General features: G+C 65.5%; 12 protein-coding genes. 7 read left to right on the forward strand and 5 right to left on the reverse strand.

Translation table 11 applies throughout. The features are described from left to right. Positions 1 to 65: 65 nt before the first annotated feature. The 4 genes from BB934_RS07805 to BB934_RS07820 all read left to right on the forward strand — a co-directional run bounded on the left by BB934_RS07805 (position 66) and on the right by BB934_RS07820 (position 4,355). On the forward strand, positions 66 to 1,121 hold the full coding sequence (locus BB934_RS07805; protein ID WP_099509122.1) for a ligase-associated DNA damage response exonuclease: 1,056 nt from the start codon (positions 66 to 68) through the stop codon (positions 1,119 to 1,121). Further along, positions 1,118 to 2,992: a cisplatin damage response ATP-dependent DNA ligase gene (locus BB934_RS07810; RefSeq protein ID WP_099509123.1), complete on the forward strand. Its 1,875-nt coding sequence runs from the start codon at positions 1,118 to 1,120 to the stop codon at positions 2,990 to 2,992. The genes BB934_RS07805 and BB934_RS07810 overlap by 4 nt, the downstream gene beginning before the upstream one ends. A 2-nt stretch (positions 2,993 to 2,994) precedes the next feature. Continuing rightward, complete coding sequence (locus tag BB934_RS07815) at positions 2,995 to 3,447, forward strand: secondary thiamine-phosphate synthase enzyme YjbQ (protein WP_099509124.1); 453 nt, start codon at positions 2,995 to 2,997, stop codon at positions 3,445 to 3,447. 236 nt (positions 3,448 to 3,683) lie between these two features. Then, positions 3,684 to 4,355 carry a response regulator gene (locus tag BB934_RS07820; RefSeq protein WP_099509125.1) on the forward strand — a complete coding sequence of 224 codons (672 nt, stop codon included), beginning with the start codon at positions 3,684 to 3,686 and terminating at the stop codon, positions 4,353 to 4,355. On the opposite strand, the gene BB934_RS07825 is transcribed toward BB934_RS07820, so the two are convergent. After that, positions 4,352 to 5,293 carry an alpha/beta hydrolase gene (locus BB934_RS07825; RefSeq protein WP_099512692.1) on the reverse strand — a complete coding sequence of 314 codons (942 nt, stop codon included), beginning with the start codon at positions 5,291 to 5,293 and terminating at the stop codon, positions 4,352 to 4,354. The two genes, BB934_RS07820 and BB934_RS07825, sit on opposite strands and share 4 nt — an antisense overlap. 96 nt (positions 5,294 to 5,389) lie before the next feature. Here BB934_RS07825 and BB934_RS07830 point away from each other — a divergent pair, with 96 nt between their 5' ends. Beyond that, positions 5,390 to 5,653: a DUF6460 domain-containing protein gene (locus BB934_RS07830; RefSeq protein WP_099509126.1), complete on the forward strand. Its 264-nt coding sequence runs from the start codon at positions 5,390 to 5,392 to the stop codon at positions 5,651 to 5,653. A gap of 18 nt (positions 5,654 to 5,671) precedes the next feature. Then, the gene (locus BB934_RS07835; protein ID WP_099509127.1) at positions 5,672 to 7,012 is read left to right on the forward strand and encodes an MATE family efflux transporter; all 1,341 of its coding nucleotides are present in this window, start codon (positions 5,672 to 5,674) and stop codon (positions 7,010 to 7,012) included. Here BB934_RS07835 and BB934_RS07840 read toward each other — a convergent pair. Both BB934_RS07840 and BB934_RS07845 read right to left on the reverse strand, forming a co-directional pair. Continuing rightward, the gene (locus BB934_RS07840; RefSeq protein ID WP_099509128.1) at positions 7,009 to 8,094 is read right to left on the reverse strand and encodes a quinone-dependent dihydroorotate dehydrogenase; all 1,086 of its coding nucleotides are present in this window, start codon (positions 8,092 to 8,094) and stop codon (positions 7,009 to 7,011) included. The genes BB934_RS07835 and BB934_RS07840 overlap by 4 nt on opposite strands. Beyond that, positions 8,091 to 8,435 carry a DUF952 domain-containing protein gene (locus tag BB934_RS07845; RefSeq protein WP_099509129.1) on the reverse strand — a complete coding sequence of 115 codons (345 nt, stop codon included), beginning with the start codon at positions 8,433 to 8,435 and terminating at the stop codon, positions 8,091 to 8,093. The genes BB934_RS07840 and BB934_RS07845 overlap by 4 nt, the downstream gene beginning before the upstream one ends. Positions 8,436 to 8,589: 154 nt before the next feature. Between BB934_RS07845 and BB934_RS07850 the strand changes: the two genes are divergently transcribed. After that, positions 8,590 to 9,222: a S24 family peptidase gene (locus tag BB934_RS07850; protein WP_099509130.1), complete on the forward strand. Its 633-nt coding sequence runs from the start codon at positions 8,590 to 8,592 to the stop codon at positions 9,220 to 9,222. Between the two features lie 7 nt (positions 9,223 to 9,229). Here the strand turns inward: BB934_RS07850 and BB934_RS07855 are convergent, their stop codons facing one another. Beyond that, a complete protein-coding gene (locus BB934_RS07855; protein ID WP_099509131.1) occupies positions 9,230 to 10,963 on the reverse strand; it encodes a lysine--tRNA ligase in 1,734 nt (577 codons plus the stop codon). A gap of 107 nt (positions 10,964 to 11,070) precedes the next feature. Then, a complete protein-coding gene (locus BB934_RS07860) occupies positions 11,071 to 11,958 on the reverse strand; it encodes a transporter substrate-binding domain-containing protein (protein ID WP_099509132.1) in 888 nt (295 codons plus the stop codon). Between the last annotated feature and the right edge of the window lie 6 nt (positions 11,959 to 11,964).

Genomic DNA, 11,964 nt, shown 5'->3' on the forward strand with positions numbered 1-11,964 from the left:
GAGGGAGAGACGGAACAGTGTCAATGTGACTCGGATTACCCCTCCGGCAATCCTATATCGGTCCCATGGCGCTGCGTTCCACCGACATCCTTACCCAAACCCCGCAAGGGCTCTACTGCCCCCTCGGCGACTTCCACATCGATCCGGTCCGCCCCGTCAAACGGGCGCTGATCACCCATGGTCATTCCGACCATGCCCGCTCGGGCCATCGTTCCGTCATGGCGACGCGGGAGACCCTGCGCATCATGGCAGTGCGCTACGGCGAGGATTTCGCCGGCTCGACCCAGGAAGCGCCCTTACGCGAGACCATCCGCATCGGCGATGCGAGCGTGCGCTTCTCCCCCGCCGGCCACGTGCTCGGCTCGGCTCAAGTTTCCATCGAGGCCGGCGGCACCCGCATCGTGGTGTCCGGCGACTACAAGCGCGCCGAGGACCCGACCTGCCTGCCCTACGAGGTCGTGCCCTGCGACGTGTTCATCACCGAGGCGACCTTCGGCCTGCCGGTCTTCCGCCACCCGGACACGCGGGCGGAGGTGAGGAAGCTCCTCGATTCCGTCGCGTTGTTTCCCGAGCGCGCCCATATCGTCGGCGCCTATGCGCTCGGCAAGGCGCAGCGGGTCATGGCGCTGCTGCGGGAGGAAGGCTACGACAAGCCGATCCATCTCCACGGCGCCATGGAGCGCCTGACCGAGTTCTACAAATCCGAAGGCATCCCCTTGGGCGACACGCCGAAGGTCGTGGCCGCCGAGCGCTCGAAGCTCGCCGGCGCCATCGTGATCTGCCCGCCCTCCTCGATCCAGGACCTATGGTCGCGCCGCTTTCCCGATCCCGTCACCTGCTTCGCCTCCGGCTGGATGCGGGTGCGGGCACGGGCCCGGCAGAAGGGGGTCGAGCTGCCCCTCGTGATCTCCGACCATTCCGACTGGGACGATCTCTGCCGCACGATCCGGGAGACTGGCGCCGGCGAGGTCTGGGTCACCCACGGTCAGGAGGACGCCCTCGTCCACTGGTGCACCACCCACGGCATCAAGGCGCGGCCCCTGCACATGCTGGGCTATGGCGACGAGGGCGAGGCCGAGGAAGCTCAAGCGGCCGTCGCGGAAGCGGGAGGCGCCGCATGAACCGCTTCGCCGCCCTCCTCGACCGTCTCGGCTATGAGCCCCGCCGCAACGCCAAGCTGCGGCTGCTTGCGGATTATTTCCGCCACACCCCCGACCCGGACCGCGGCTATGCGCTCGCCGCCATGACCGGCGCACTGATGTTCAAGGAGGCCAAGGCCGGCCTGATCCGCGGCTTGGTGGAGGAGCGGACCGATCCGGAGCTTTTTCGGATGTCCTATCACTATGTGGGCGATCTGGCGGAGACGGTAGCCCTGATCTGGCCTGCCCCGGGGCATGAGAGCGTGGCGCCCCCCTCCCCCTTGCGGGGAGGGGTAGGGGTGGGGGTCGGAAAGCCGGAGCAGTCGGGAGCCGATGTCTCCACCGACGGCTCTGCCAGCACTTCAAAAGGCGCCCTCTCACCCGGTCGTTCCACCCCCACCTCCAACTCCTCCCCGCAAGGGGGAGGAGGGATAGGGCTCGGCCACAACAACCCGCCGCCCCATGTTCCGACCCTCACGGAGGTCATCGAGACCCTCGCGACCACGAGCAAGAGCGACCTGCCGGCTCGGGTTGCAGGCTGGATGGACGCTCTCGACGAAACCGGGCGCTGGGCGCTCATCAAGCTGATCACCCGAGAGCTGCGGGTCGGCGTCTCGGCCAGGCTTGCGAAGACGGCTGTCGCTCAGCTCGGTGAGATCGAGCCCGACGAGGTCGAGCTCGTCTGGCACGGGCTGGAGGCTCCTTACGAAGATCTCTTCGCCTGGGTCGAAGGCCGCGGGCCGAAGCCGGAATCCGGCAATCCCGCCCCGTTTCGCCCCTCCATGCTCTCGCACCCTCTGGAGGACGAGGATTTCGCCAAGCTCGAAGCCTCCGATTTCCTGGCCGAGTGGAAATGGGACGGCATCCGCCTTCAGGCCGCGTCGGGCCAGGGCAGCGACGGGCGACCGGTGCGGCGGATCTACTCCCGCACCGGCGAGGACGTCTCCCGCGCCTTTCCCGATCTTGTCGAGGCGCTCGATTTCGAGGGTGCTATCGACGGCGAATTGCTGATCGTGCGCGAAGGCCGGGTGCAGAGCTTCAACGTGCTGCAGCAGCGCCTGAACCGGAAGGCCGTGACGCCAAAGCTCATCTCGGAGTTTCCGGCGCATCTGCGCGTCTACGATATCCTGTTCGAGGGCGAGGAGGACCTGCGCGCCCTGCCCTTCGCCGAGCGACGCCGTCGGCTGGAGGCCCTCGTCGCCCGCCTCGACGACCCACGCATCGACCTTTCGCCCATGGTGCCCTTCTCGACCTGGGACGATCTCGCTGCCGCCCGCGGCGACCCGGCTTCGGTCGGGGCAGGTCCCGATGCGGATGCCATCGAGGGCTGCATGATCAAGCGGGCGAGCAGCCCCTATCTGCCCGGCCGCCCCAAGGGCTACTGGTACAAGTGGAAGCGCGACCCTTACCTCGTGGACGCTGTGATGATGTACGGCCAGCGCGGCCACGGGAAGCGCTCGTCCTTCTATTCCGACTACACCTTCGGCGTCTGGCGCAGCGGGCCGGACGGTGAGGAGTTGGTGCCCGTGGGCAAGGCCTATCACGGCTTCACCGACGAGGAGCTCTTGAAGCTAGACCGCTATGTCCGTAACCACACGGTCAAACGCTTCGGCCCGGTGCGGGAGGTGGAATACGGCAAGGATCGCGGCCTCGTGCTGGAGGTTGCCTTCGAGGGGCTGCAGCGCTCGACTCGGCACAAATCCGGCGTCGCCATGCGTTTTCCCCGCATCAGCCGCATCCGCTGGGACAAGCCGGCGGCCGAGGCCGACCGGATCGAGACCCTGGAGAAGATCCTGGAGCGCGGCGAGAAGGAGATCCATCCCCTCAAGGAGCAGCAGACGAAAGAGGCGTGACGATGCTGAATGTGGAAACCCTTTCCGAGGGAAGCGTGACGCAGCAGGTGAACGGCCGGCTCGTGGTGGAAACCGAAGGCCAGGGCTTCACCGAGATCACGGAGGCCGTCTCGCGCTGGGTGTTCGGCACCGGCGTCCTGAACGGCCTGCTGACCGTGTTCTGCCGTCACACCTCAGCCTCCCTGACCGTTCAGGAGAATGCCGACCCGGATGTGCGCCAGGACCTGCTTGCCGCCTTCGACCGGCTGGCGCCGCGGGACGCCGATTATGTCCATTCCACCGAAGGCGCGGACGACATGCCCGCCCATATCCGGACCATGCTCTCCGGCGTGAGCTTGAGCATTCCGGTGGTGGAGGGCCAGATGGTCCTGGGCACTTGGCAGGGGATCTACCTCGTCGAGCACCGGGACGGCCCCCAGACCCGCGATCTTATTTTTCACCTGATCGGGGCGTAATCCACATGATTGGATGGGATGCCTCGGTACTTTCCCTAGCGCATCGTGCGGAAAAGTGGTTCCGGTTTTCCGCACGATGCGCGGTATAGAAAAGCGAGCATCGGATTGATCCCAAAAGTGGGTCCCACTTTTGGGTCCGATGCTTCAGAATGGCCAAGGCGTTCGAATGCCGCCTTGCCATTTCATGAGGGAAGCGGCTAAGGCATCAGGGATGCGTCTCGGGGGAGAGGGCCCACGTGCAAAGTCAGACCACCACGATCATTATCGCCGATGACCATCCGCTGTTTCGTGGCGCCCTGAGGCAGGCCATCGCCTCCACCATGCCGCAGGCCCGGGTCGTCGAGGCGAGCGGCATGGAGGATCTGAACGCCACCCTGACCCATGAGCGCGACGTTGACCTGATCCTGCTCGACCTGACCATGCCGGGCGTGCAGGGCTTCTCCGGCCTGATGTCGCTCAGGGCTCAATATCCCGAACTGCCCGTCATGATCGTGTCCGCGACCGAAGAGCCGACCGTGATCCGCCGGGCCATGGATTTCGGCGCCTCCGGATTCATTCCGAAATCCGTCGACGTCGACAGCATCGGCGAAGCCATCAAGGCGGTGCTCGCCGGCGACACCTGGACCCCGCCGGACGTGGACCTGTCCGCCGCCGAAGACGCCGAGACCGCCGACCTCGTGCGCCGTCTCGGCACCTTGACCCCGCAGCAGGTGCGCGTTCTGACCATGCTCTCCGAGGGCCTGCTCAACAAGCAGATCGCCTACGAGCTCGGCGTCTCGGAAGCTACCGTGAAGGCCCACGTCTCGGCCATCCTCGACAAGCTCGGCGTCGATAGCCGCACCCAGGCGGTCATTGCCGCCGCGAAGATCGGCATGACCCAGCGCCCCTCCCCGGCCGGGGCGGATTAAAGCGCTTCGATAAACCCGTCGATCCGCGACAGCGCCCGTTCGCTCATGGCGCTGTCGAAGCGGATGAACACGTGGCAGCCGCCGGGCCAGATCGCGAGGTCGGTTGTGTTGCCCGCCGCCGCCCAGCGCGAGGCCATGAACAGCGTGTCGTCGAGCAGCATATCCTTCGTGCCGACGGAAAACAGGGTCGGCGGCAAACCTTTAAGGTCGGCATAGAGGGGCGAGACATCGGGATCGCGCCGGTCGTCGACCTGCCCGCAGAAATTCTCCGCGAAGACCCGCACATCGTTGGTGTTGAGGATCAGACGCTCGGCGCCCCAGTGCCGGACGCTGGGCGTCAGGGTGAGGTCGTAGCAGCCGGCGAAGAGGTTCGCGCCCCGGAAAGGGTTGAGGCCGTGCCGGTCCCGCAGGCGCAGGATCGTCACCGCCGAGAGATGGGCGCCGGCCGACTCGCCGCCGATGAACAGGCGCGAGGTGCCGAAGCGGCTCTCCATTTCCCGGATCACCCACAAAGCCGCCGCCTCGCAATCGTCGGGTGCGGCCGGATAAGGATCTTCCGGGGCCAGACGATACTCGACGGAGACCACCGCGAGGCCGCACCTTTCTGCAAGGCGGTCGAGCCAGGGATCCTGCTCGTCCGCCGTACCCCAGGTCCAGCCGCCGCCATGGATATGGAGATAGACGCCGCGCGGGGTCTCCGGCGCGATGATCCGCAGCGGGATGGGTCCGGCCGGCCCGTCGATGGCGATGGTCTGCGCCCGGGGGCTCAGGGGCATCAGGGGGAACGGCCCGAGCCCCTGGCGCCGCCGCTCGCGCACCAAAGCCGGAGGCACCGACATCGGGTCCGGCAGAGCCGCGAGCTTGGCCACGATATCGGCATTCTGGGCGCGGATCTCGTCGCTGACGGCGGCAGGGTCGAAGAGGGCGGGATCGATCATGCGAGTCTCGGGGTGGTTGCGTTCGTCGCCGGTGCCTGCGATGAAGCACACGCAAAGCCACAGGTCCAGTTACGCTTTCTGACGAGATCGAGGATAATGTCCAACCTGAATCGTTTTCTCGGCGGCTCCCCCGGCTCCGTGCTGGTGAAGCTGATCTTCCTGTCCCTCCTCGTCGGCGCCTTCCTGGCTTTCCTCGGCATCACGCCGTTCGGGCTGATCGAGGGATTGTTCAACTGGATCAGTTCGGTCCTGGACCTCAGCTTCGAGACGGTGCAGGAGGTTGGCCTCTGGGTCCTTTACGGGGCGATCATCGTCGTCCCGCTGTGGCTGATTTCCCGCCTCTTCAGCAGCCGGCGCTGAGGCCGCTCAAGGATCATCATGGACGGCCCCTCCCCCGCCCGGCGGCTCGACGTCTCCCATCGCCGCATGCTGGCTCTCGCCCTGCCGATGACCCTGTCGCATGTGACGACGCCGCTCCTCGGCCTCGTCGACGCGACGGTGATCGGGCGGCTCGGGGAGGCGCATCTGCTCGGCGCGGTGGCACTCGGTGCCGTGATCTTCGATTTCGTGTTCTGGAGCTTCGGGTCGCTCCGCATGGCGACCGCCGGCCTCACCGCACAGGCGACGGGCGCCGGCAACCGGCACGAGGTCGACCTGACCCTTGCCCGGGCCTTCCTGGTCGCAGGCGCGACGGGTCTCCTGCTGATCCTGCTGCAATGGCCCATCGCGGCGCTCGCCTTTTCCATGGCCGGCGCAAGCCAGGCGGTGACCGAGGCGTTGGCGACCTATTTCTTCATCCGCATCTGGGCTGCACCCTTCACGCTCGCGAACTACGTGATCCTCGGCTCCACCCTGGGACGCGGCCGCACCGATCTCGGCCTGCTGCTGCAGGTGGCGATCAACGTGGCCAACATCGCGTTCACCATGGCGCTCGTGCTGGGCTTCGGCCTCGGCATCGCGGGTGCCGCCATCGGCACGGCCTTGGCGGAGGTGCTGGGCGTGGGTCTCGGCATCGCGGTGCTGCGCCGCCTCGGCTCGAACCCGCTCGCCGTCACGTGGCGGGAAGTGCTGGACCGTGCAGCAATGCTGCAGAATCTCGCCATGAACCGGGACATCATGATCCGCAACGTGGCGCTGATCCTCGCCTTCTCGATCTTCAGCGCGCTGGGCGCGAGATCGGGCGACGTGACGCTCGCCGCCAATGCGGTGCTCTACAACATGTTCCTGATCGGGGGCTATTTCCTCGACGGCTTCGCCACCGCCGCCGAGACCCTGTGCGGCCAGAGCATCGGCGCCCGCGACGAGCGCAGCTTCCGCCGCGCGATCAACTTGAGCCTGGGATGGAGCCTCGGCTTCGGCCTCGCCGTCTCAGGGCTCTTCTTGATCGGCGGCGGCTTCTTCATCGACTTCGTGTCGACGAATGCGGATGTGCGCTCCTATGCGCGGGAGTATCTGGTGTTCGCAGCGCTGACACCGCTCTTCGGCGCCGCCGCCTTCGCCTTCGACGGCATCTATACGGGCGCGACCTGGACCCGGCACATGCGCGACCTCATGGTTCTGGCCTTCGCCCTGTACGGCGCCGTTCTCCTGGCGGCCGGCAGCCTCGGCAACACGGCGCTCTGGATCGCCCTTCTCGCTTTCTTGAGCGCGCGAGGCCTCGGCCAGTTCCTGCTCTATCCGCGACTGGCCAGGAAGACCTTCGCCGCTATGACCTCTTAGAAACGGCCCCGCGCGATCGCGACCACGTCGCGGCCGATGGCCTGGGTCAGCGACGTCTTCTCGGCTTCGAGCGTCTGCACCAGCCCGCGCTTGATGTCGCCGATGAGGCCCGGTCCCTTGTAGACCATCGCCGAATAGAGCTGAACGAGGCTTGCTCCTGCGCGGATCTTGGTCCAGGCAGCTTCCGCTGAATCGATGCCGCCGACGCCGATGAGCGGGATCTGGCGCTCCACACGCAGGAATGTTTCGGCAAGCAGCCTGGTCGAGGGAACGAACAGCGGCTTGCCCGAGAGGCCTCCGGCTTCCGCAGCCAGTTCCTTCTCTTGCAGGCTGTCGGGTCGGGCGACGGTGGTGTTGGACACGGTGAGCCCGTCGACGCCGCGCCTCAGGACCGTCGTGACCATGGCATCGAGCGCATCGAGCGAAATGTCCGGCGCGATCTTCAGCAGAATGATCGTCTTGCGCCTTCCGTGATCCGCCTTGTCGCGCGCCTCGATGCTGCGGGCTAGCAGGTCGTCGAGAAATGCCTCGCCCTGCAGGTCGCGCAGGCCCGGCGTGTTCGGCGACGACACGTTGATGGTGAGGAAATCGGCAAGCCCGCACAGGCGCTCGATGCAGAGCACGTAATCGGCGATGCGATCTGCCGAATCTTTGTTGGCGCCGATATTGACCCCGACGATGCCCGGACGACCGCGGCGATTGACGAGGCGCAGGCGCGCCGCATCGAGGCCGTCGCTGTTGAGGCCGAAGCGGTTGATCACAGCCTCGTCGCGCGCGAGCCGGAACACCCGCGGGCGGGGATTGCCTTCCTGCGGCTTCGGCACCACGCCTCCGAGTTCGACGAAGCCGAAGCCGAGGCCGAGAAGCTGATCGGGCACTTCGCATTGCTTGTCGAAGCCCGCCGCAAGACCGACGGGATTGGGGAAGTGCCTGTCGAGCACGTTGACGGACAGGCGCGCATCGTCCGCAGGCGGCGCCGACACGGGCATCAGCGACAGCGCGCGGATCGTCAGCTGATGCGCCGTCTCGGCATCGAGCGCGTGAAGAGCGGGTTTGGCGAGGGAGAAGAGCGAGCCGATCATTGCGAGAGATCCGGAAAGACGTGGCCCCCGTCGGCGCCGAGGGGAAGCGGCTTCACCCATAGCACGGCGGAGAGATTCAGCGGGGCATAGAGATGGGGAAACAGATCGCCGCCGCGCGAGGGTTCATAGCGCAAGGCGTGACCGAGCGAGTCGGCATCGATGGCGATCAACAGGAGATCGTTCTGGCCTGCAAAGTGCTTCGCCGCCGTCTCGCGGACCTGTTTTCCCGTGGAAAAATGGAGGTACCCATCTTGGACGTCAATGGGCGCACCTGCGAAGGATCCGGCCTTTTCGGCGGTTTGCCAGAGCAAAGCGGGGCAGATTTTATAAATAACGTGCATGAAACCTCGATTATCGATGCGTCGCGTCCGGAGCAACCCGGATTAGACTTATTGTCTCAAGAGTTTGTTGGTAATCGTCGCCGTTTTCGGCCACACTTAATTCCTAATCATAGGTTCCATTTCATCGAGTTTCGCTCTTTGCGAGGCCAGCACGATGTTATCTCATGAGCGCGTTTGGGCTGCTATCGATGCGTTGGCATCGCGGCACGGCATGACTGCATCCGGATTGGCGCGCAAGGCCGGTCTCGATGCAACCAGCTTCAACAAGTCGAAGCGTGTGAGCCCGGAGGGTCGGGAGCGATGGCCCTCCACGGAGTCGATTTCCAAAATTCTTAAAGCCACCGGTGCGACCCTGGAGGATTTTCTCCGCCTCGTCGAGCCTTCCGGGTCCTTGCGCCGCTCCATGATCCCGCTGATCGGCATGGAGGAGGCCATGTCGGGAAAGGTGTTCAACGAGGAGGGCATGCCGAACGAGGGTCCCGGCTGGGACGAGATCGAGTTCCCCGATTTCGGGCAGGAGAAGGTTTTTGCCCTGGAGGTCACCGGCGACGGCTTGGGCCCGCTCTATCGCGACGGTGACATTCTCATCGTCTCGCCGACCGCCAGCACACGCAAGGGCGACCGCATCGTCGTGTGCACCACGGGCGGACAGATCCTGGCCCAGGAGCTCAAGCGCCGCTCGGCCAAGACTCTGGAAATGACGTCGCTCGCCAAGGATCAGGAAGACCAGGTGATCCCGGCAGAGGAGATCGCCTGGTCCGCCCGCATCATGTGGGCGCGCCAATAGGCTCGGCTCAAGCCGCGCGTCCGGCCTCACGCTGCTTCAGGAACGCGTCGTGCTCGCGCACGAGGTCGCCGTCGAGCGCCTTCCGGATCAGCGCCCGCGTCTCCGTCACGCCATAGAGGGCGACGAACGAGCCGAAGCGCGGGCCGCGGGGCTCGCCCAGCAGCACCTGGTAGATCGTGTTGAACCATTCGATTGACACGCCCGGCCGATCGGGGGTCGCGCCTTTCGCCTTGAGATCCTGATAGCGCGGCTCAGCGCGGCCGACATTGTAGATCTCTTCCTGAATCGCTTCGGCGGTCGCAGGCCGCTCACCGGACTCGAACGAGCCAAGCACCTCTTCGAGCCGGCGCAGCGAAGCTGCCTCGACCTCGTCCGCCAGACGGTAGGTCTTCTGCGGCTTCACGAAATCCTCGAAATAGCGCACGGCGCGCTTCACGAGGCTGTCGAGACGCGGGTGCGTTTCCGGCGAGACACCGGGAGCATAGCGGCGGATGAAACCCCACAGCACGTTGGGATCTTCGGAATTCGCCACAGCCACCAGATTGAGCAGCATGGAGAAGGAGATCGTCGTGCCGGGCTGGTTGCCGCCGCCGGATGAGACCAGCTCCGGAGCCGGCGGCTCGCCGGCATGGAGGTGCCAGACCGGATTCATCAGGCGCGCCTTGGCGTCCTGCGCCGGGTATTTCTCCAGGAAGGTCAGGTAATCGTCCACCTGCCGCGGGATCACGTCGAAATAGAGCTTCTTCGCCTCGCGCGGCTTGCTGAACATGAACAGCCGCAGGCTGTCCGGCGTGCCGTAGGTGAGCCACTCGTCGATGGTCAGCCCGTTGCCCTTGGACTTGGAGATCTTCTGGCCCCTGTCGTCCAGGAAAAGCTCGTAGTTGAACCCGTCCGGCGGCAGGCCGCCGAGCGCCTTGGCGATCTCGCCCGAAAGCTTCACGCTGTCGATCAGGTCCTTGCCGGCCATCTCGTAATCGACGCCGAGCGCCACCCAGCGCATGGCCCAGTCGGGCTTCCATTGCAGCTTGGCATGGCCGCCCGTGACCGGCGTCTCGAAGCGCTCGCCCGTCTCCGGATCGCGCCAGACGATGGTGCCGGCGTCGAGTTTGCGCTCGTCGATGGGCACCTGCATCACGATGCCGGTCTTCGGATGAACCGGCAGGAACGGCGAATAGGATTGCTGGCGCTCCTCGCGCAAGGACGGCAGCATGATCGCCATCACGGCATCGTAGCGCTCGAGCACGGTGAGCAGCGTCTTGTCGAAGCGCCCGGCCTTGTAGCATTCCGTCGCCGACAGGAACTCGTAATCGAAGCCGAAGGCATCGAGGAATTCGCGCAGGCGCGCATTGTTGTGATGGGCAAAGCTCTCATGCGTGCCGAACGGATCGGGCACCTGCGTCAGCGGCTTGCCGAGCGCCGAGGCCACGAGGTCCTTGTTCGGAACGTTGTCCGGCACCTTGCGCAGGCCGTCCATGTCGTCAGAGAAGGCGACGAGGCGCGTCGGGATGGTGTCGCCGGTTAGCACCCGGAAGGCATGGCGCACCATGCTGGTGCGGGCGACCTCGCCGAAGGTTCCGATATGCGGCAGGCCCGAGGGGCCGTAGCCCGTCTCGAACAGAGCCTCCTTCTTGCCGGTCCGTTTGAGCCGCTCGATGAGCTTGCGCGCCTCCTCGAAAGGCCAGGCATTGGCAGTCTGGGCGGCTTCAATCAGGGCAGGATCGAGGGTCAGGGGTCGGGACATGGGCCTAGTGCTTGAAGGATTAAAGTGCTTCCGGAAGCGCGGCACACTAGGGACGAGACCCGTTAGGGTCAATGCGGTAAACCCGTCTTCCCTTGAGCGAGAAGGCCTCAGAACGGGCTGATGGGGAAGAAGCGCAGATAGAGCTCGGCGTACTTCCCCTCTTTCCAAAGCTGCTGCAGGGCGAAGTCGAGAGCCCGGCGCAGAGGCTCATCCTCGGTGCGGGTTATGAAGCCGATGCCCTCGCCGAAGAAGCGGCTCTCCAGATAGGGTCCGCCTGAGAAATCGCAGCAGCCACCGGCATCCTCTCCGCCGATCCAGAGCGCAAGGCCGAGACCGTCAGCGAAGAGATAATCGATCTCCCCAGATTTCAGTGCGGCCTGGGCAGCCGCCAGCTCCGGATAGGGCTTGAGCGTCCCGCCTGCCATGAAAGCCTTCGCGAAGGCTTCGTGGGCGGTTCCGCCGACGACACCGATCGCCTTGCCCTGCAGGGCTCTCGCCTCGGGAGCGGGCTGGTTGCGGTCCTTGCGCACGGCGAAGCGGGCCGGGAACTTGAAATAAGGTGCCGTGACGGCAAAGCGCCGCCGCAGATCTGCCGTAACGGAGATGGCAGCCGCCACCACGTCTCCCTGCCTGTCGTTCAAGGCGTCGAGGAGCATATCGAAGCGGCGGACCTGGACCGTGCAGGTGAGGCTCAGGCGCTCGCAAGCCGCACGGGCCAGTTCCACGGAGAGCCCAGTCGGATTGCCGTCCAATCCCGGGAAATGCAACGGCGGGAAGTCGTCATCGACGAGAAAGCGGATCGTGCGCGTGGCCGGGATTTCCGGCCGGTCGAGCTGCGCCTTGGGGTCCCAGAAGTTCGGGATCGTCACGCCCTGCGCCTGGGCATGGCTCGACGCGAACAGCAACGCCCCCAAAAGCCCCAAAAGCCCAAGAAGCCCGGGGGGCTTGATCTTGGAGAGGAAGCGCGCAACCAATGTAACGATATCTCGAACCATTAACCG

The organism is Microvirga ossetica (assembly GCF_002741015.1).
Lineage (GTDB): Bacteria > Pseudomonadota > Alphaproteobacteria > Rhizobiales > Beijerinckiaceae > Microvirga > Microvirga ossetica.

Bases quoted from the DNA above. Each gene is read 5' to 3' on its own strand.
- BB934_RS07815 (WP_099509124.1), top strand. From the start codon at position 2,995: ATGCTGAATGTGGAAACCCTTTCCGAGGGAAGCGTGACGCAGCAGGTG.
- BB934_RS07835 (WP_099509127.1), top strand. From the start codon at position 5,672: ATGGACGGCCCCTCCCCCGCCCGGCGGCTCGACGTCTCCCATCGCCGC.
- BB934_RS07855 (WP_099509131.1), bottom strand. From the start codon at position 10,963: ATGTCCCGACCCCTGACCCTCGATCCTGCCCTGATTGAAGCCGCCCAG.
- BB934_RS07810 (WP_099509123.1), top strand. From the start codon at position 1,118: ATGAACCGCTTCGCCGCCCTCCTCGACCGTCTCGGCTATGAGCCCCGC.
- BB934_RS07850 (WP_099509130.1), top strand. From the start codon at position 8,590: ATGTTATCTCATGAGCGCGTTTGGGCTGCTATCGATGCGTTGGCATCG.
- BB934_RS07825 (WP_099512692.1), bottom strand. From the start codon at position 5,293: ATGATCGATCCCGCCCTCTTCGACCCTGCCGCCGTCAGCGACGAGATC.
- BB934_RS07860 (WP_099509132.1), bottom strand. From the start codon at position 11,958: ATGGTTCGAGATATCGTTACATTGGTTGCGCGCTTCCTCTCCAAGATC.
- BB934_RS07840 (WP_099509128.1), bottom strand. From the start codon at position 8,094: ATGATCGGCTCGCTCTTCTCCCTCGCCAAACCCGCTCTTCACGCGCTC.
- BB934_RS07845 (WP_099509129.1), bottom strand. From the start codon at position 8,435: ATGCACGTTATTTATAAAATCTGCCCCGCTTTGCTCTGGCAAACCGCC.
- BB934_RS07805 (WP_099509122.1), top strand. From the start codon at position 66: ATGGCGCTGCGTTCCACCGACATCCTTACCCAAACCCCGCAAGGGCTC.
- BB934_RS07830 (WP_099509126.1), top strand. From the start codon at position 5,390: ATGTCCAACCTGAATCGTTTTCTCGGCGGCTCCCCCGGCTCCGTGCTG.